Origin of the sequence: Microbispora cellulosiformans, assembly GCF_008728085.1 — a bacterium.
Taxonomy (GTDB): Bacteria; Actinomycetota; Actinomycetes; order Streptosporangiales; family Streptosporangiaceae; genus Microbispora; species Microbispora amethystogenes.
The window spans coordinates 493,933-511,402 of record NZ_VYTZ01000004.1 but is presented as its reverse complement, the minus strand read 5'-3'; the positions used below and the strand labels follow the sequence as shown (position 1 = coordinate 511,402).

The following is a 17,470-nucleotide window of genomic DNA, read 5'->3' as shown; positions in this document are numbered from 1 at the left end:
GGCGACAGGTGCTGCACCTGCTCTATCGAGTTCGCCAGTTCCTGGACACCTAAGTTCTGCGCGCGAGAACAAGCCGGCAGCGCGGGCTGCCGTCTTCGCGTCGGCCAAGGGCCGTCAAAGGGACTGTCGTCACGGTGAATCCGGCTGCTGTCAAGTCGTTGCGGACCGCGTGCAGCGGGCAGGTGCCGTAGTACATGACGAAGGGGGGACGCCACACGGCATTGCGCACCTGCATGACCAGGTCGAATCCGAGGAGCGCCCAGTACCAGCCCGACGTGATGGGGGGCGGCGCGACGATCGGGAAGGCGAAGAGCCCGTCAGGCCGTAACGCGCGGTACACCCCGGCGAACAGCGAGGGCCGTTCGGCGGGCAGGAAGTGTCCGAGCGCTCCGAAGCTGACCGCGAGGTCGAACGCCCCGGCGAAGGGCAGGGCTCGAACGTCGGCCTGTACCCACTCAGCGTCCGGGTGCGCCCGGCGCGCCTGGGCGAGCATGCCGGTGCTGAAGTCGACGCCCGTGATCCGTCCCTGGCACAGGGGGTTGAGGATCCGCATGCCCGCACCGGTGCCGCAACACACGTCCAGTCCCTTCCCGAACGGCCCGAGCGGACGCAGAGCGTCGGCGGTTGCGTCAAGAACGCTATCGGGGGTGCGAAAAGGCGTGTGTTCGAACTTCGGGGCGAGCAGGTCGTAGCCGCGCTCGACCGAGGACAGCGCCTGGACCACCAGTTCACGCAGCGACGGGCCTTGAGGCGAGAACACCAGCTAAGGGTACTTCCTCGGATGCCGGGCGGGCCGGCCGCGGGAAGTCCCGGCCGCGGTAGTTGCCGACCGGTGGGGGTGATCGCCAAGGCGCCGGTGCGTACGGACTGCTGGACACGCACTCCGCTCCACCTCCACCGACTGTTGTCACCTAGTTCGCCTCTCGGAGCACCGCGCCGCCGTCCTTCTTTAGCCGGCGGCAGATGGACACGGACATGGCCCCTAGGCAAGAAGGTTTGTACGCGCCGGAGGCGTGGGCACGGCGTGTGATCGCTTAATGCTGCCAGGTGGCACGGTCGGAGGATCTTCGGACCTTCACTGTGCGGGCGACCCTTGCGGCAGCGTCTTGAGGGTCTTCGTGTTCCCAGACGCGCATCGCGAGCCAACCCGCCGCGGCGAGCAACCTGTCGGTTTCCACGTCACGCTCGCGGATTCGCCTGACCTTCTCGGCCCAGTACGCCGCATTCGTTGTTCGTGACCAACGACGCAGGGCGGCGCCAGCGGGCAGCATAGATGCTGACAGCACACCGCACACCGCACACCGCACACCGCACACCGCACACCGCACACCGCACACCGCACACCGACGGTAGACGTTTGAGACGAGCTGTTAGCAAGATCGCGAAGTGTTCCAACATACACAAAGACCCGCGACCAGGTTTTCCCTGGTCGCGGGTCTTCTGTGACTGTGCGCGGCCGAGAGGACTCGAACCCCTAACCTTCTGATCCGTAGTCAGATGCTCTATCCATTGAGCTACGGCCGCCTGGCTGCCTGTTCACTTGCTGTGCTCGGCAACGCGTGTAACTCTACCAGACCCCTCACCCCTGCTTGTGCCAATAATCCGCCCCGCACACGGTCAAGTCGTCCGTACGCGGGACCGGTCGTGCCCGTCTGGAACCGGCCGACGGACGGCTGACCGGAACCGGTCGCATGGCTACCTTGGCGCGCCGCCGGTGCGCACACTGGTCCTCGGGGGACCCTTGTCATGCCGTCGCTCTCCGTCACCGTCACACCTTGGTACGCGGCGGAAAGCGCGTGTGACCGGGGTATACGACAGGGCACGCAGGCGGACACCGGGCCGCCCCGCGGGAGGGAACGTGAACGAGCCACCAGGCCCGCCCGGCAGGCGGTACCGCCTTCGCGGACTCGTCGCGGCCGTGATCGCGGGTCTGGTCTTCTGGGCACTGGTCATCTGGCTGGTCGTGACGCTGCTCCGGTGAGCGCTATCCCCGCGACGGACCGACCGGCGGTGCCGGCCAGTCCGTCGCGGCCGGCACCGGCCCTCACCCGCCGCTCTGGATGCTCTCCATGAGGTCGAGGTGCTCCTTCACCACCGGCTTCGCGTCCCGGGCGAGCTGCCGCACCTTCTCGGAGGAACCGCTCGACGCCTCCTTGTCCAGCGCCACCAGGGTCGCGCGGTGATCCTCGGCCTGTGCCGGGACCCATGCCCGGTCGAACGCGGCGCCGCTCTTGGCGGCGAACTTCCGCAGTTCGGCCTGCTGCCTCTCCGACGGCTGACCCGGCAGGTCCACCCCGTATTCGGCGGCGACCTTCGTGACCTGCTCGTCGAGGGCGGTGTGGTCCTTGACCAAACGGCTTCCGGCGTCCTTGACCGCCTGGCTCTCGGCCTGCCTCTCGGCGGTCTGCCCGCCCTCGATCTCCGTGAGGTTGTCCTGATGCGCGCTGACCAGGAACGCCTTGTCCTGGTCGCTGGCATCCGGCGGAGCGGCGTGTGCGGCGGTGACCCCTGACAGCGCCGCGACCACGGTCGTGACCGTGGCGATGAGCGATCTCAGCATCGGATCCCCCGATCCTCGCCCGGCGGCGAGCACCGGCTGATCGGTACTCGACCATCCGGGCATACTCGTTATCAGGTGTCATACCCACCGGCCCGTTCACGAGGAACCGAGCGTGTACGGCAGCGCGGCCGGGAGTTCACCATACCTTTGGCGATCTTTATCTTGGTCGGACCCGATTTCGGGGTGATGCTGGCGATTGTCCATCCCCCTCGCCTCTGCAAGGAGGTCTCGTGCGGACTTCGCGACGCTTCCGGTCATCCTGGCCGGCCCGGTTCATCGCCCTGCTCGCCGCCGTCGTGTCCCTGACCACGGTGACCGGCACCGTTCCCGCCCAGGCGGCGGTCTACGGTTCCTGCACCATCTCGCGCTGCGCCGACGCGCGCTCGGCCAACTCGATCTGGGCCGGGAAGGGTTACCCGACCAGCGCCGGCTGGTACTCCTGGCCGGACGGCAGGTACAACTACACCGGCGGCCGTTTCTACAACAGAGAGGGCCAGCTGCCCAGCGGCGCCACCTACTACGAGTACGACGTCTACTCCCGGGCGTACGGCGCCGCTCGGGACGCCTACCGGATCGTCGTCAACCGGAGCACCGGCGTGACCTGGTTCTCGCCGAACCACTACACCGACTTCTACCGGCTCTAGGGATCTCTCATGGCCTCCGCCCCGCGTCCGCTGCCCCAATGGCTCACGATCACCACCGGCCGGGCCCCGGCGGTCGTCGACGGGCGGGCCTGCCGTACCCGTGCCGCCTTCTTCGCGGAGGTGGCGCGGGTGCTGCGCCTCCCCGGCTACTTCGGCCACAACTGGGACGCGCTGACCGACTCGCTGCGCGACATCGGGAACGTCCATCTGGTCGTCGAGCACGCCGAGGACCTGCTCGCCGCCGAGCCCGCCGAGCAGTTCGCCACCCTGCTGGCCGTACTGGCCGGAGCGGCCGGAGAGGCGGACACAGCGGAGCTGACCCTGACGCTGTGCACCGATCCGGCCAACGAGGCGCCGCTCCGTCGCCGACTGATCGACGCCATGCCCTGACCGGCCGTACGGAGGTCACGAGCAGGTGCGGCTAACCGGCCTGCGAGGGCTCCGGGCCGGGGGAGATCGTCCTGACCACACGCGCTCCGTCCGCCGCGTCGTCATAGCGAACTCCCCGCCGTACGCTCACCAGCTCGTCGATCGCGGCGAAAAACTCGGCGATCTCCGGCCGGTTCGCCGCCTTCGCCTTCGACTCGTCCCACGCGGCGTCGTCGGTCCACTCCACGAAGTCGAGCCACGTGTCGTCGGCGACGCGTACGAGGCAGGCGTCGAGGAAGCCCCGGCGGTCCTCGCGGAAGGCCCGCAGCATGCCGGGCCGCGCGGCCAGCAGAGCGGCGGTCTTCTCCGGCTTCACAGTGAACGTGGTCAGTTCGATGACGGACATCGTCGCTCCTGACGAGGCCGGTACGGCGGGGGCACCGAGCCGGGACCTCCAGATAGTCAGTGATTATTACCATTGGTAGCGTAGGTCACACCTCACAGATGTACAAGCTCCTTCCATCCGGCCATTGGTCATATGGGAGAAAGACCAGTTGGATCGGTCTTTCTCAGCGGCAGCGACCGTCTGGAGCCGACCAGACCGCGGCGGTCGACGACATCCCCGCATAGGATCGTTAGTCACAGGAAATTACTACCCTCGGCGAGCCTGGCCGACCCCTGAGGACATCGCCCGGAACGGCAGGCGTACGCACGGCCCAGGACCTCGCGGCCAGGCCGGTCACCCTACGATTGGCATTCGGTCAACGGCGGCGGCAGGCCGCTCCCGACAGCAGCCAGAGGAGGTGGCGGTGGTCACTCGCGCCGAACGGAACGCGACCAGCCCCGACCTCGGGGTGCTGGCCGGGCGGCTGCTGTTCGCCATACAGAGGGAACTGTTCTCGACGCTCGCCGCACAGGGCTTCGACGACCTGCACCCACGCCACGGCGCCGTGCTCGCCTACATCGACGCGGCAGGGCTGCGGGCGACCGAGCTGGCGCGGTTGTCCGGACAGCACAAGCAGGTGATCGGAACGCTGGTGGACGAACTTGTGGCCCTTGGGTACGTCGAGCGGCGCCCCGATCCGGCCGACCGCCGAGCGAAGCTGGTGTGCCCGACCGAGCGCGGCCTGGCCCAGATGCGTGCCGCCGACGGCATCATGGCCGCCCTGCAGGAGCGGCACGCCCATCGCCTCGGCCGTGACGTCTATTCCGCCTTCAAGGCCACACTCATCGACATCGTCGAGCACCAGCGCCGCCGCACCTTCTCCTGACCGAGGCGGAAAACGCGGCTTTGTCGTGGCGACTGGGCCGATCTCACGCCTCTTCGGGGTCGCGTCCGAGCACCGACCGTCCGCCGTCGACGGGAATGGTCGCGCCGTTGACGAAGCTCGCGTCGCCGGACAGCAGGTAGGCGACGGCGGCGGCCACCTCCTCCGGGCGGCCGACCCTGCCGAGCGGGTGCAGCAGCCCCATCTCGTTCTCGATCCGCGCGGCCACCGCGGGCTCCTGGCGGCGCAGGAACGCCTCGTACCGTTCGGTGCTGATCGAGCCGAGAGCGACGGCGTTGACCCGGATGCCGCGCGGGCCGTAGTCGACGGCGAGCGCCCGGGTGAGCCCCTCGGTCGCGGCCTTCGCCGTCGCGTACGTCAGAGAGCCACGCACCGGCCGCCGCGCCTGGTGGGACGAGACGTTGACGATCGCCCCGCCTGTACCGGCGTCGAGAAACCGGCGGATCGCCGTCACGCAGCTGGCGACCACGGGGTCGAAGTTGGCCCCGATGAGAGCCAGGAGCTCGCTCGCCGACGGGGAGTCGAGCGAGGCCGCGCGGAACACGGCGGCGTTGTTGACCCAGCCGGCGAGCGGGCCCGCCGCCTGCGCCAGGTCGGCGGCCCGTTCGGTGACGGTCTCGTCGGCCGCGTCGCCCGCCACCGCGATCAGCCGGGAACCGGCGGGGTGAGTACGGATCCACTCGAGCGCCGCCGGGTCGAGCTCGATCACGGCCACGGTGTTCTCATCGCCGAGCAGTCGCTCGACGATCGCCCGGCCGATGCCCCGCCCACCCCCGGTGACAACGTACGAAGAACCCACAGCCGCCCCCTCCATCAGCCTGTGATCATTCGACCATGGCACAAGAGGATCTCGTCGCGCACTACCGGCGTCTGCTTGACGTCGCCCAGTTCCTTGACGTCGGGTTGTCCTGGACGGTGGTCCAGTCGCTCGTCGAGCCGATCGGCATCGACGACGTGGCCGCACTGGTCGCCGGGCCCGGCTCCGGCATCGAGGAGTCCGAGGTGGAGGGCGACGGGGTGTTCATCGACGAGTCAGGCCCGTCGATCATGCTCCTTGACCTTGAGGGTGGGCTCTTCTCCCCAGGTCGAGGCGGTCAGGCCGCCGACCAACGCGCCGTCCTTGTCGGTGACTTTGACGGTGAAGGAGTCACCGTAGGCCGTACCGGTGGCGGCTTCGTTGAATGCGGTCAGTGCGTCCTCGAGTTGCTTGCTCAGCCCGGGATCGTCGTTACCGACCACCAGGTTCGGGCCAGTGTCCGCTGTCACGCTGCCGGAGTCTGTCAGCGGCGTCCGGTCCAGGGCGAACGGATTTACGCAGCCTCAGACCGCGTAGATGGGGGCGAGATCGACGAATATGCGGTAGTCCGAGATCAGGCCGTCGTCGCGGGTGCGCCAGATCGACACGGCTACGGCGCTCGCGTCCTTGCCGTCCAGCCTCCGGTAGGTCACCTCGGTCTCGGCGATGATGTCGGCATCCACCTGCCAGTTCCGGACGACCCGGTGCCGCAGGCCGCCAATGGTGGAGTAGAACTCCCGGAGCCCGGCGACGATGGCCTCACGCCCCTCCAGTGGCTCGGCGTTGCCGAACACCAGCGTGGCGTCCTCGGCCAGCAGTCGCCCGAACTCATCAGGATCGAACGAATCGACTGATCGGAAAACGCGTCGCACCACATCGTCGGACATGCCGGTTCCTTCTCACACGGACGGGATCACTGATGCGGACGATACGGGGCGAAGGATGGCGTACAACTAGCGCAAGGGTGGGGATCTTGTTGCCGCGTCCGGATCGGAGATCTGTCTGAGGCCGCCAGGCCGCGGCGGTAGGCAACTGCACCTGGAGCGGGCTCGTGACCTGCGCGGATGCGCACGCCTCACCTCGCCAGTACGGCACATCCCGGAGCCGGAGGCGCTGAGCTACCTGGGCCCTGTGAAACTGTCAGGGCCACCGCGTAGCCTCGCATCGACGTTCGGTGCCGACAGCCGTAGGAGAGGCCATGGACAGCAAGGTCGTCTTCGAGGCCGTGGCGCCCGTGATCCCCGTCCGTGATCTGGCCGCCGCGCTTGAGCGTTACCGCCGCCTGGGGTTTTCGGCGCGACAGTCCGAAGAGGACCCTCGATATGGGTTCGTCGCTCGGGGGTCGGTTTCGCTCCATCTCACCGAGTGGAACGAGCACGATCCCGCCCGCACTGCTGCGGCCGTGTACATCTATGTTTCAGACGCCGATGCCCTGTACGCCGAATGGGTCGCAGCGGACGTCACCGGCCGCCTCGGCGAGCCCCACGACACTCCATACGGCCTCCGGGAGTTCGGCTACGTCGACCCTGACGGAACACTGCATCGCGTCGGCTCGCCCATGCCGTGATCGGAGCACGTAATCGGCTCTCCCGATTTGCCGGACGACCACCCCGACGGTGCCGCGCGCACGAACGCCGCCGGCGACCAACGACTCCATCGCCAGTCCAGGTGAAGGACGCCAGCGAGCGCATCGGAGCCGCCCTGTGGGGCGAGGACTGAGGGCGACTGCAACTAGAACTGAGGTGTTGGTCTGCTGGGCTCTGCCTAGGTCGATGGCAGGAGGAAAGCGCGGCTCCTACCTCAACCACCTGCGGCTCGCGCTCTTAGCTCGACGCCATGCCGGAGCCGGAGCGCCCCCGCGTGCGCCACGAGGCGCTGTTTGTCCGAACGGAGGTGAGAGACCGTCCGTCTCCTCGTCGTCGTAGCGGCGGGGTGAAGCTGGAGGCAGCCTGAACCGGGGGTCGCCGGGGAGGGTGGGAGCAGCCTCGACAAAGCCGTGTCGGCTGAGCACTGCCGGATGGGTCGGGCGCGGCAAGCGAGACGGGAGGGTAAACGCGAGGAACCGGTGTCGTTACGCCTCTTGACGCTCCACCAGCTCTAACCCGGTGGATGTGGGCTGGTTTGCGGTGCGCACCCCGCCGGGCGAGTTGAGGTGGGGAAACTCTTGGTCGGGTCTGCGGGGGTCCGGCCGGAGGCCACGGGTGAAGAGCTACGGGAGTAGCCGGTGGCGATGCCGCAGGGGCAGAGCCGGGTGCCTAACCCCAGAACAGACGCTGGAGCGGGCGATGACGGCGATCCACGCCCGCCGGGCCGGCCTGCCACGGCGGTTCCGGCGTCCCGGGATGGAACCGGGCTGACCACGACCGCGCCGGCTGCCGGGGATTCGGGGATGCCGGCCTCGTCACGTGGCGAGTGGCGAGCATCTTCACATGGGGGAGGTGCTGGTGGATCTTGACAGCACCTGTCAGGCGGCTCACGATGCGCTGGAACCGCTCTTCCCCCCCGTCGCCCCGCATCGCGGGTGTGCCTCCCGAAGGGAGATCCATGCGCTCTTCCTGCACGTCGCCGGGTGAGACCTCGGTGACGTACAGCTCGGCCGCATGAGCGGGCCGAAACAGCAGCCGCCGCCGTACGATCCGGTGGACGCCGGCTCAGAGGTTGACGATCATGAGGTCTCCGATCTCGGAGATGTGCGCGTCGCACTGCGCGGCCGACACGCCGCTGCCGTAGATGATCGATCCTCTGACGTAGTAGGGCGGCCTGCCGCTGAAGCGGTCGCAGGTGAGCTGGAGATACCATCCCGATTCGGTGCTGTTCCAGCAGTCGGCGGCCACGCGTCCGATGGACAGGTTGTAGCTGAACCGGCAGTTGGCCGGGTTGACGGCGGCCTGGGCGGGCTGGGCGGTCACAGCGAGGACGCTCATCGCACCGATGGCGACGGCGGCGGCTCCGGCGCGTGCGCGGATGACACTGAACATGATCACCTCTCCGTTCTCGACGTGATCCGAACGTATCCGCGCTCGTCGCAGGCGAAGGCTCAACAGGGTCTCAACCTCCGCCCCTCCGCCCAGGGCGGCTCGCACGCGGTGCCGGTCGCCTTCGAGGAGGCCGCCCGTGGTGTCGTCACGGCTTTGGGCGAGGTGGGCGCCGAGCACGCGTCGGCGATCGTCAACGTCGTCGGCCCGCTCGGGGTCGGCAAGAGCCGTCTGCTCGCGACGCTGTCATCCGGATTCGTGGACCTTTCCCGTACGCCGGACGAGGTCCACCTGAGCGGCGGCGCACCGCTCGCCGTCGACGGAGTCGACACCGACCGCCGTGCGGACGCGGTGTCGCGTTTCCTGGACCGAGCCGGTCACGGCCGGTTTCTTATCGCCAGCCGGCTGCCCCTGGCCGCGCGGCCCAGATGGGCGCACAGGCCGATCGTCACGGTCGAGCTCCGGCCGTGGTCGCCCGCGGGCATCCGCGGGCTGGCCCGCGCGCTCGGGGTGCCGGACCCGGCGCACGCCGACCTGGTCGTACGGCTCAGCGGTGGGATCCCGCTCATCGCGGATTCGCTGTGCCGGGCGATCCTGAGAGGCGGCGAACCGGGCCCGGAGGGTGCGCTGGCCGATGCGGCGGCCACCGAGGTGCTGCGTCGCCTGAGCGCGGAGTCCCGGGGGCTTCCTCCCGGGGCGCTGCCGATCGTGGCCGCCGTCGACGGTGCGGACGAGGATCTCCTCACCGCCCTGGTGCGGCTGCCATCCCGGGCCTTCTCGCGGCTGAGACGGCTGAGCGTGATCCGCCCGGACCGTCACGGGCTGACCGTCGCCGAGCCGTACCGGACGCTCTTCGACCTCGCCTACCGCTGGCGTCACCCGGTCCTCCGCGACGAGATGGCCGCGCGCGCCGCCGAGCATCGTCACCGTCAGCTGGCTCACGCAGCCGACCCGCCGCTGCGGGCCCGGATCGCGGACCAGGTCCTCTATCTGTCCGGAAGGCGGCGTGCGCGCCGCGACCTGTACGCCGACGAGCGCGGCGAGTTCTCGGTGCGGCGCGCCGCAGACGGCGACGACGAGGCGATCGGCCGACTGCTCCGGTTGTGGGGCGAGGCCGAGGGCCTGGCGGAACGCCAGGTGGACCGGATGCGCGATCTGTGGCTGTCTGGCGCCGACCATGGTTTCCACCTCGCGGTGGACAGCGACGACCACGCGGTGGGAATGACCAACCTCACGCCGCTGGATCCCGACGCCGCACCGGCACTGGAGCCGTTGCTCCAGCAGTACGCGGACACGGTGCTGAACCTCGGGCGGTGCGGATCGGTCGTCGGCATGCTGGCGGTCGAGCCGCGGTTCGCCCGGGCTCAGCCCGCACTCGTCCGTCACATTCTCACCACGGGGATGGCCGGCGGCGGGCTCGTGGTGTCCACACCGTGGATCCCCTACCAGGAGATGGCGGCGCGCTTCGGCCTGCGCCGCATCGGCGACACGCGGCACGACGTCTACCGGTGCGGCCGGCCGAGCGCCCTCTACGCCCGCACGTTCACCGAACAGAACATGTCCGCGTGGCTGCGGCGGATGCGGGACCCTCGTTCTGAAGGCCCCGGCCAGACGGCCGAGCTCGTCCGCACCGCGTTGCGGGGGATCCGCACGCAGGCCCGGACCTCCGCCGCGGGCCCGCGGCCGGAGCCCGCGCTCGCCGACCTCATGCGGCAGGCCGTGGAGGCCCTGGCGTCGTCGGCGTCCGCCGTGGACGCCGAAGCCGGGGAGATCCTGCGCCTGTACTACCTCACCCGTGCCGGAGGCCACGACCTCCTCGCGCATCGCCTCCACCTGTCCAGGGCCACGTACTTCCGCCGTCTGGAATACGGCATCGGCAAGGTCGCGGAAGCGGTGAGCCGGGCTCTCACCGCGCCAGAGCCCCTGCCAGAGCATCGGTGACCTGGCCGTGTGGGCGGTAAGGCCGGCTGTACCAGTTCAGGCCGCACCCGGCCCGGTCGATCGGCTGAAATCGCGGCGTGCCGCCGGGGACAGCAGGAAGGCCGTGACGGCCATGGGGATCGCCAGGAGAAGCCGTCCTGGCAGCCGCAGGCCGCCCCGCCCGCACATCCGGCGGAGCGCTTCGGCGCTCCACCGACCAGGCGAGCACCGCCAGGCCGCCCAACCCACGCCAGGGCCGGCATGACGTCGACCAGGGCCAGGGCCCCGGCGCCTCCGATCACCCCGGCCGCCGGCAGGGCGAGCAGCGCACAGCACGCCGCACACGCCACGGCGGCGAGCCCGCCCAGACCGGCGGGAAGCAGACGCCTACGCTGGCCGAGACCTACGGCTGGGGCGGGACGCCCGCTGCTGGCGGCGCCGCCGGTCACGCGTCCGGCACCGTCCGGGTAAGCGAGTCGAGCCGGCGGATCCGCCCGTCGGGAGCGAACCGTCCGAACATGAAGATCTCGGTCACGATGGTGGCGCCTTTCCGCATATCGGCCGCCAGGGTGAAACGGGCGGCGGCCCGGTCGCCGGCCACGAGGATCTCACGCACCTCGACCCGGACGGCGAGCACGTTCTTGCGCGCTGGGCGCGCGTGCGCGATGAGCCGCTCGCGGTCGAGCGGGATGCCGTCGTTGTGATGCTCGATGTCCGGCGTGTAGTAGCGGTCCAGGATCCGCCCCGGGTCCTCCTCGCCGAAGGCCAGCTCCCCGGGAAGCCGGGTCAGCATGGCGTGGAACAGTTCCTGGCGGTCGGTCGTAGTCGTCATGTCGCTCCCGTGCGGATCGAGGGCCCGGGCACGGGTCAGCGCTCGCACCCGTGTCCCGGAGAAAGGCAGATGCCCGATGATCGCCGTTCCGGCGCCTGCCGGGCATCGTCCTCCCGGCGTCTCTTCCCGCTGCCGTCCCCGGCGGCGTAGGCGCCGGCGCGGATACACCCCGGGAAGTAGCCGGTGGGCCTGACGCGTTCCGCGCTCACGGCACGGCGGCCGCCCGGATCGCCCGTGCGGCGACCTCCGGGGCGGCGCCGAGCACGTCGCGGTCACACCAGGCGAGGGAGCAGCGCTCGCACGGGCCTTCTTCCATACCTTGACGCCCACCGTCTGCCCCCGCTGCGACACAGCTGGCGAGCTCTGGGAGGATCACGACCTGCTCTTCCCGACGAGGCGGGGCCGGCCGATGGAGCGCAGCGAGGGCTACAAGATGTGGAAAGCGTTCCTGCGCCAGGCCGGGGTCAGGGAAGCCCGCCTCCACGACGCCCGCCACACCGCGGGGACTCTCCTCGTCGAGCAGGGCGTCCACATCCGGGTCGTACAGGAGATCCTCGGCCACGCGCGGGTGACGACCACGGAGCGTTACACCCACATCGCCAGTCCTCAGGTGAAGGACGCCAGCGAGCGCATGGGGGTGGCCCTGTGGGGTGAGGACTGAGGGCAACTGCAACCGGAACTGCAACTTGAGGCACTGTGGAGATCAAAAAGCCCCTCTCGTCGGTGAGGACGAGAGGGGCTTTGAACTGCGGAGGCTCGGGGATTTGAACCCCGGATGGGCTTAAGACCCAAACCGCATTAGCAGTGCGGCGCCATAGACCTGACTAGGCGAAGCCTCCTGGTAGCGCGTGCTCAGCACAGCGTACCGGCGATCGCGCAACGCGGCAAAGCGGATTGCCGGGTGAGGTGTGGTGTTGTCTCGACCACCCGCTCCAGGGCCGCAACACGGCATCGAATCGGCCCGCTTCAAGCGGGCAACCGCGCCGATGTGCGCGTCGGCGGGCGGTACGCCGGCTCTCGCCGGGACGTACGCCAGGATGTTCGTGGCCGCCGGGTGAGCTGGCCTTATACAAGGGCACAGCCGTCGTCCACAGGCTGTGGATGACGGCTGTGCACAAGGTGTGGATTTCGGTCGGTGCGGTCCACAGGCTCAGGCCTGACGGACAGCCTCGCCCTCGATCTCGATCTTGACCTTCTTGCCCACGAGGACGCCGCCGGTCTCCAGCGCCTGGTTCCAGGTCAGGCCGTAGTCCTCGCGGTCGATCTCGGTCTCGGCGGAGTAGCCGAAGATCTCCTGGCCCCACGGGTTGTTGGCGGCGCCGTTGAACTCGACCTTGAGCTCGACTTCCTTGGTGACGTCACGCACGGTCAGGTCGCCGACGAGCGTGAACTCGTTGCCGGACAGGCCGGTCACGCGCTTGCTGCGGAAGGTGATCTCGGGGAACTTGTCGGCGCCCAGGAAGTCGTCGCTGCGCAGGTGCCCGTCACGGTCGGCCGCGCCGGTCTCGATCGTGCCGGTCTTGATGGCGACCTCGACGGTGGACTCAAGCGGGTTCTCGGCGATGACGATCTTGCCGTCGAAGTCGGCGAAGTGCCCGCGGACCTTGCTGACCATCATGTGCTTGACGACGAAGCCGACGCGCGTGTGCGCCTTGTCGAGCGTGAACTCGCCCGCCGTCGGGACCTTCAGGCCCTCCCACTCACGGATGCTCATGGCTGCTCCCCAGATCGTTGCGGTGCGGATGTCTTACTGAGCAATTTTCTACCGGAGGATATTCCTCGCGTCAACTATCCTGACGTAGACTCGGACCATGGATCCATTCGACGACCCGCGGCTCACGGCGATGGGCCTGTTCGCGGAGGTCTTCACCGGGGTGGCCGCCAAGACCACCCCCACCCTGGTCGCCGCCGGGTTGTCCGAGGTCGACTTCGAGACCCTGATCCGGCTGGCCCGCTCGCCCGAGCGGCGGCTGCGGATGAGCGACCTCGCGGCCCAGACCTCGCTGTCCACCAGCGGGATCACCCGCGTCGTCGACCGCCTGGAGCGTGAGGGACTCGTCGAGAGGCACGCGTGCGCGAGCGACCGCCGCGCGTCGTACGCGGTGCTGAGCGAGGCGGGGGCGGACCGGTTGCGGACCGTGCTCCCCGAGCACATCAAGGACATCGAGACCTGGTTCACCGGTCTGCTGACCGACGAGCAACTCGCCGACTTCGTGGGGACCCTGCGGGTGATCCGCGACGTCGTACGGCCCTGCGCGACCGCGGGAGCGGACGGAGCCGGGAGGCCGTCGCGGACCAGGACGGGCTGACTCGAACAGGGATCGTGATTCGAGGGAACTGACCGGACGGACTGGCGCATACGATCGTTTTCTGGTGGACTCCGTAATCCAGGAAACGGCTCCACGAAGCCGACGTGTCCCCCGTACCCCAGCCAATGGAGCACTCGTGCGTTTCCCCTCACACGCACTCGCCGTCCTCGCCACCGCGGTCCTCGCGGTTCCCGCGGCCGCGTCCACCAGCGCCTTCGCCGCCGCGAGCCCGAGTCCCACCCCGAGTCCGAGCCCCAGTCCGAGCGCGACGCCGAGTCCGAGCCCCACTCCGAGCGCGACCCCCAGCCCGAGCGCGAGCGCGACGCCGAGCCCCAGCGCCACCCCGAGCACGACCGCGAAGGCCACGAAGACCCCCCGGCCGAAGACCGTGCCGAAGGACGCCGTCGAGGTGACGGTGAAGAAGATCGTGGACGGCGACGCCCTCGACGTGGTGACCTCCAGCGGCCGTACCGTACGGATCGGTCTCCTGGAGGCGGACGCGCCGGAGAAGGGCGACTGCTGGTACGAAGGCGCGGTCGCGCGGCTCAAGGCGCTGCTTCCCGCCGGCAAGCCGGCCTACGTGCGGGCCGCCGAGCAGGTGACCGAGAACGACCGCATCCTCGTCTACACGTGGTCGCCCAAGGGCCTGTACGTCAACGGTGACATGGTCCGGAGCGGGTTCGCCCAGGCCGTGCCCTACCTGCCCGACCACAGCTACACCGACTGGCAGTTCGCCGAGCAGATGCGCGCCCAGGCCGAGGGCCGGGGCATGTGGTCGGGCCCCTGCTGGGCGGCCGACACCTACGACAAGCGCGGCTCGATCCAGGTCCCGCCCGGATCGTCGGGAGACATCGCGGTGGAGCCCGCCGACGGCGCCTCCCCCGCGCCCGGCGCGTCCGCCAGCCCCGACCCCGACGGGCTGACCGGCGGCACGACCACCCCCACGCCCACCCCGACGCCGAGTGCCACGCCGACCCCCACTCCCACGGCGACGGGTGACGACGGATCGACGGATCCCCGATTCGACACCTGCGAGCAGGCCAACGAGGCCGGCTACGGGCCGTACGTCCGGGGCATCGACGTCGAGTACGACTGGTACGACGACCGTGACGGCGACGGCGTGGTCTGCGAAACCTGAGAAGCGAGACGTGACGGTGAGCCGCGCGGCGGTCAGTTCACCCGTTCCCGGGGATCGGGGACGACCAGATCGCCGCGCAGCTTCGCCATTCCCCGCGAGACCGTGCTCTTGACCGTGCCCACGCTGATCCCCAGTGTCCTGGCGATCTCGGGCTCGGTCATGTCCTCGTAGTAACGCAGCACGATCGCCGTACGCTGCCGGGTGGGGAGCCGGTCGAGCGCCTGCTCCAGCTCGTCGTACCGGTGCCGCGCATCCTGCTGCGCCGGTACGTCGGGAAGGGCCTCGGAGGGGTACTCCTCCAACTTGCGCCGCCGCCACCAGGAGATGTTGATGTTGACCATCGCCCGCCGCACGTAGCCGTCGAGCGACGACCGGTCGCGGATGCGGTCCCAGGCGAGGTACGTGCGGGCGAGGGCGGTCTGCAGCAGATCCTCGGCGTCGCTGGGGTTGCCGGTCAGCTGGTTGGCCACCCGGAGCAGCGCCGCCCCGCGGGACTGGACGTACGTGTGGAACTCCTCGTGGTTCACGATCAGTGATCACCAACCTGGGCCAGAGAGGCATCTCGTGCCAGAATCGCAGCCACGCCATCGGATCCGACTGAACCGGAATTCAGGTTTCGCCCTGGCCTGCGTAAACACCGGACAAGCCGGTAGCGACCGGCCGGACGGACCGTAATCCCGCCCGGGCGATGGTTTGCCCACGGCGGGTGGCAGCCCCTTGCACCGGGAGGAGGAATATTGATCCCGGACGCCACCATCGCCCGGAAAACCGCCCCTCGATCCCACCCCGGCATGTGAGGCTGGAGGACGTGGAAGGGTCATTACCGCACCGGGCCGGAGCGCGACGGCGCATGCTGGCCGCGGCGGCGCTCGGGCGCGATCCCGGTCCCGCGCCGCGGTCGCCGGAGGAGGAGGCGCCGTACGACGTGGTCGACGGCGAGGTGATCGACGTCAGCCCACATCTGATCATCGTGGAGGCCGGCGACGGCCGGCAGCGGCGCCTGGTGATCGCGCCGTGGGCGACCGCCTGGCGCGGCGGCGCGGTCGCGCCCGCCGACGTGCCCATCGGGTCGCGGGTGGTCATCAGGGCGCTGCGCTCGGGCACGGTGGCCGAACGCGTCTGGGCCGACGTCACGCGGATCACCGGCGTCATCCGCGACGTCCGCGGAACCCGGGACCTCACCGTGGATCTCGACTGCGGCCCCCATCGCCGGGAACGCTCCATCGTCGTCCCCTACCGCTCCTCCGGGCGCATCCGCGTGCGGCACCCGAAGCTGGAGCCCGGGTATCTGTTCGACGCCATCGGCCTGCTCGACCAGGGCACACCGCTGGCGCATCTCCCCGCCACCTCGCAGCCGCCGTACCACGCCTCGGCGTCGCCCCCGGCTCCCCCGGCGTACGGAGGGGTCCAGGCGAGCGTCGCGGGCACGGCCGTGTGGGCGGACCTTCCGGAGGACGGCGCGGCCTATCCCATGCTGGAATCTGGGGACACCGGTTGCGACGACGCGGGCGTCTCCTGCGCGGGCCTGCCGTACCTCGCGCTGGGCTCGCTGCTGCGCGTGCGGAACGTGTGCGACGGGCGGGCCGACACGCTGCCGATCGTGGCGTGCGGATGCCTCGCCGGGCGGTTCTGCGACCGCTGCCTGGAATGCGGCACCTCCCCACGCGGGAGGATCGTCGAACTGTCGGCGTCGTCCTACGTCGCGCTCGGGGGAGACTTGACCAAGGGCTGCTTCAACGCCCGCGTCGGATTGGGGTGACCCGGTGCTTACGATCATCGCGACGGCCGCGTTGCCGGTCCTCGCCCTGACGCTGACGCTGGGCGGCGTCGCCAAGCTGGCCACGGCCGGTCGTGAGGCGTCGCCGGGCGCGCTGGCCCGGCTGGGCCCGGTCGCGCTCGCGCCGGAGCGCTTCGCCAGGCCCGCGATGATCGCCTGCGCGCTGACCGAGTTCGCCCTGGCGGGCGGATCGCTGGTCGTGGACCACCCCGTCACGCGCTGGTCGCCGGTGGTGTTCTTCGCGATCGCGACATATGTCCTCTGGGACCTGCGCAGGCGGCGGCCCGACGTCGGATGCGGCTGTTTCGGGGAGGTCAGCGCGGTGCCGGTCGGGCTGCGGTCGATCGGACGGGCTGCCGCGCTGACGGCGATGGCGGTCCTCGTCGCGGTGGGGAACACCGGGAACACCTCGGCCGGGCTCACGGAGCCAGCCGTCCTGCCACGGGGGACGGCGGCCTGGGTCGCCGGCGGCCTCGTCCTGCTGCTGCTCGCTCTCTCACCGGAGGTCGACGAGGTCGTCGCCCGCGTACGGCACCGGGCGCCGTGCGAGCAGCGGGCGCTGCCGCCGGGGCGGGCGCTGTCCCGGCTGCGCGCCAGTGCGGCGTGGCGGGCGCACGCGGGGGCGCTGCTGACGGGCGAGCCGTCCGACATGTGGCGCGAGCTGTGCTGGCGCTTCTTCGTGTTTCCCGCCCAGGAGGGCGCCGAGGTGGTCTTCGCCGTGTATCTGAGCGGACTCCGTCCCGCCGTACGCGTCGCCGTGGTCGGGGCGGACGGCCGCGTCGCGGCCACCACCGGCGACCGTACGGACGCCTCTCTGCGGGAATCTACCCCTGTATCGGCCTGACGCTATACAGGCGTAGA

Annotated in this window: 22 protein-coding genes and 2 tRNA genes; 11 read left to right on the top strand and 13 right to left on the bottom strand. The window is 69.9% G+C overall.

All coding sequences use genetic code 11. The features are described from left to right. Positions 1-49: 49 nt before the first annotated feature. Both F5972_RS13605 and F5972_RS13595 read right to left on the bottom strand, forming a co-directional pair. Complete coding sequence (locus F5972_RS13605; RefSeq protein WP_150933808.1) at positions 50-760, bottom strand: class I SAM-dependent methyltransferase; 711 nt, start codon at positions 758-760, stop codon at positions 50-52. Between the two features lie 691 nt (positions 761-1,451). After that, positions 1,452-1,524: transfer RNA gene (locus F5972_RS13595), tRNA-Arg, on the bottom strand. A 334-nt stretch (positions 1,525-1,858) separates the two neighbouring features. Here F5972_RS13595 and F5972_RS38815 point away from each other — a divergent pair. Then, the gene (locus tag F5972_RS38815) at positions 1,859-1,981 is read left to right on the top strand and encodes a hypothetical protein (RefSeq protein WP_263641824.1); all 123 of its coding nucleotides are present in this window, start codon (positions 1,859-1,861) and stop codon (positions 1,979-1,981) included. A 63-nt stretch (positions 1,982-2,044) separates the two neighbouring features. Here F5972_RS38815 and F5972_RS13590 read toward each other — a convergent pair whose 3' ends face one another. Next, on the bottom strand, positions 2,045-2,560 hold the full coding sequence (locus F5972_RS13590; RefSeq protein ID WP_191910093.1) for a DUF4142 domain-containing protein: 516 nt from the start codon (positions 2,558-2,560) through the stop codon (positions 2,045-2,047). A 230-nt stretch (positions 2,561-2,790) separates the two neighbouring features. Here F5972_RS13590 and F5972_RS13585 point away from each other — a divergent pair, with 230 nt between their 5' ends. Together F5972_RS13585 and F5972_RS13580 are read left to right on the top strand one after the other, a co-directional pair. After that, a complete protein-coding gene (locus F5972_RS13585; protein ID WP_225311442.1) occupies positions 2,791-3,204 on the top strand; it encodes a ribonuclease domain-containing protein in 414 nt (137 codons plus the stop codon). A gap of 9 nt (positions 3,205-3,213) precedes the next feature. Continuing rightward, positions 3,214-3,594 carry a barstar family protein gene (locus F5972_RS13580; protein WP_150933805.1) on the top strand — a complete coding sequence of 127 codons (381 nt, stop codon included), beginning with the start codon at positions 3,214-3,216 and terminating at the stop codon, positions 3,592-3,594. Positions 3,595-3,625: 31 nt separating this feature from the next. Here F5972_RS13580 and F5972_RS13575 read toward each other — a convergent pair whose 3' ends face one another. After that, complete coding sequence (locus F5972_RS13575) at positions 3,626-3,979, bottom strand: putative quinol monooxygenase (RefSeq protein WP_150933804.1); 354 nt, start codon at positions 3,977-3,979, stop codon at positions 3,626-3,628. 403 nt (positions 3,980-4,382) lie between these two features. Between F5972_RS13575 and F5972_RS13570 the strand changes: the two genes are divergently transcribed. Further along, positions 4,383-4,844, top strand: a complete 462-nt coding sequence (locus F5972_RS13570; RefSeq protein WP_150933803.1) for a MarR family winged helix-turn-helix transcriptional regulator — start codon at positions 4,383-4,385, stop codon at positions 4,842-4,844. Between the two features lie 43 nt (positions 4,845-4,887). On the opposite strand, the gene F5972_RS13565 is transcribed toward F5972_RS13570, so the two are convergent. The 4 genes from F5972_RS13565 to F5972_RS13550 form a co-directional block, all read right to left on the bottom strand. Next, positions 4,888-5,661 carry an SDR family NAD(P)-dependent oxidoreductase gene (locus tag F5972_RS13565; RefSeq protein ID WP_225311441.1) on the bottom strand — a complete coding sequence of 258 codons (774 nt, stop codon included), beginning with the start codon at positions 5,659-5,661 and terminating at the stop codon, positions 4,888-4,890. A 61-nt stretch (positions 5,662-5,722) separates the two neighbouring features. After that, positions 5,723-5,911 (bottom strand): hypothetical protein, encoded by a 189-nt coding sequence (locus F5972_RS13560; RefSeq protein WP_150933801.1) that lies wholly within the window; start codon positions 5,909-5,911, stop codon positions 5,723-5,725. Further along, the gene (locus F5972_RS13555) at positions 5,895-6,128 is read right to left on the bottom strand and encodes a hypothetical protein (RefSeq protein ID WP_150933800.1); all 234 of its coding nucleotides are present in this window, start codon (positions 6,126-6,128) and stop codon (positions 5,895-5,897) included. Before F5972_RS13555 ends, F5972_RS13560 begins: the two co-directional genes overlap by 17 nt. Positions 6,129-6,182: 54 nt before the next feature. Beyond that, on the bottom strand, positions 6,183-6,545 hold the full coding sequence (locus tag F5972_RS13550) for a nuclear transport factor 2 family protein (protein ID WP_150933799.1): 363 nt from the start codon (positions 6,543-6,545) through the stop codon (positions 6,183-6,185). A 311-nt stretch (positions 6,546-6,856) separates the two neighbouring features. Here F5972_RS13550 and F5972_RS13545 point away from each other — a divergent pair, with 311 nt between their 5' ends. After that, positions 6,857-7,225 (top strand): bleomycin resistance protein, encoded by a 369-nt coding sequence (locus tag F5972_RS13545; RefSeq protein WP_150933798.1) that lies wholly within the window; start codon positions 6,857-6,859, stop codon positions 7,223-7,225. A 1,084-nt stretch (positions 7,226-8,309) separates the two neighbouring features. Here the strand turns inward: F5972_RS13545 and F5972_RS13540 are convergent. Then, a complete protein-coding gene (locus F5972_RS13540; protein WP_150933797.1) occupies positions 8,310-8,636 on the bottom strand; it encodes a hypothetical protein in 327 nt (108 codons plus the stop codon). 21 nt (positions 8,637-8,657) lie between these two features. Here F5972_RS13540 and F5972_RS13535 point away from each other — a divergent pair, with 21 nt between their 5' ends. Next, positions 8,658-10,574 carry a hypothetical protein gene (locus tag F5972_RS13535; protein ID WP_150933796.1) on the top strand — a complete coding sequence of 639 codons (1,917 nt, stop codon included), beginning with the start codon at positions 8,658-8,660 and terminating at the stop codon, positions 10,572-10,574. Positions 10,575-10,998: 424 nt separating this feature from the next. Here the strand turns inward: F5972_RS13535 and F5972_RS13530 are convergent, their stop codons facing one another. Then, complete coding sequence (locus F5972_RS13530) at positions 10,999-11,385, bottom strand: nuclear transport factor 2 family protein (RefSeq protein ID WP_150933795.1); 387 nt, start codon at positions 11,383-11,385, stop codon at positions 10,999-11,001. Between the two features lie 319 nt (positions 11,386-11,704). Between F5972_RS13530 and F5972_RS13525 the strand changes: the two genes are divergently transcribed. After that, positions 11,705-12,046, top strand: coding sequence for a tyrosine-type recombinase/integrase (locus F5972_RS13525; RefSeq protein ID WP_150933794.1), 342 nt, complete (start codon positions 11,705-11,707; stop codon positions 12,044-12,046). A gap of 88 nt (positions 12,047-12,134) precedes the next feature. On the opposite strand, the gene F5972_RS13520 is transcribed toward F5972_RS13525, so the two are convergent. Together F5972_RS13520 and F5972_RS13515 are read right to left on the bottom strand one after the other, a co-directional pair. Then, positions 12,135-12,224, bottom strand: a tRNA-Ser gene (locus tag F5972_RS13520). Between the two features lie 311 nt (positions 12,225-12,535). Beyond that, a complete protein-coding gene (locus tag F5972_RS13515) occupies positions 12,536-13,099 on the bottom strand; it encodes a YceI family protein (RefSeq protein WP_150933793.1) in 564 nt (187 codons plus the stop codon). A 97-nt stretch (positions 13,100-13,196) separates the two neighbouring features. On the opposite strand from F5972_RS13515, the gene F5972_RS13510 reads away from it, so the two are divergent. Beyond that, positions 13,197-13,694 carry a MarR family winged helix-turn-helix transcriptional regulator gene (locus F5972_RS13510; protein ID WP_150933792.1) on the top strand — a complete coding sequence of 166 codons (498 nt, stop codon included), beginning with the start codon at positions 13,197-13,199 and terminating at the stop codon, positions 13,692-13,694. Positions 13,695-13,830: 136 nt separating this feature from the next. Next, positions 13,831-14,832: a thermonuclease family protein gene (locus tag F5972_RS38100; RefSeq protein WP_150933791.1), complete on the top strand. Its 1,002-nt coding sequence runs from the start codon at positions 13,831-13,833 to the stop codon at positions 14,830-14,832. A 32-nt stretch (positions 14,833-14,864) separates the two neighbouring features. Here F5972_RS38100 and F5972_RS13500 read toward each other — a convergent pair whose 3' ends face one another. After that, entirely contained in the window at positions 14,865-15,365 is a 501-nt protein-coding gene (locus tag F5972_RS13500) for a SigE family RNA polymerase sigma factor (RefSeq protein ID WP_150933790.1), read from the bottom strand. Positions 15,366-15,640: 275 nt separating this feature from the next. Here F5972_RS13500 and F5972_RS13495 point away from each other — a divergent pair, with 275 nt between their 5' ends. Both F5972_RS13495 and F5972_RS13490 read left to right on the top strand, forming a co-directional pair. Beyond that, positions 15,641-16,591 (top strand): hypothetical protein, encoded by a 951-nt coding sequence (locus tag F5972_RS13495; protein WP_225311440.1) that lies wholly within the window; start codon positions 15,641-15,643, stop codon positions 16,589-16,591. Positions 16,592-16,595: 4 nt separating this feature from the next. Continuing rightward, positions 16,596-17,453 carry a MauE/DoxX family redox-associated membrane protein gene (locus tag F5972_RS13490; protein ID WP_150933789.1) on the top strand — a complete coding sequence of 286 codons (858 nt, stop codon included), beginning with the start codon at positions 16,596-16,598 and terminating at the stop codon, positions 17,451-17,453. Positions 17,454-17,470: the final 17 nt, after the last annotated feature.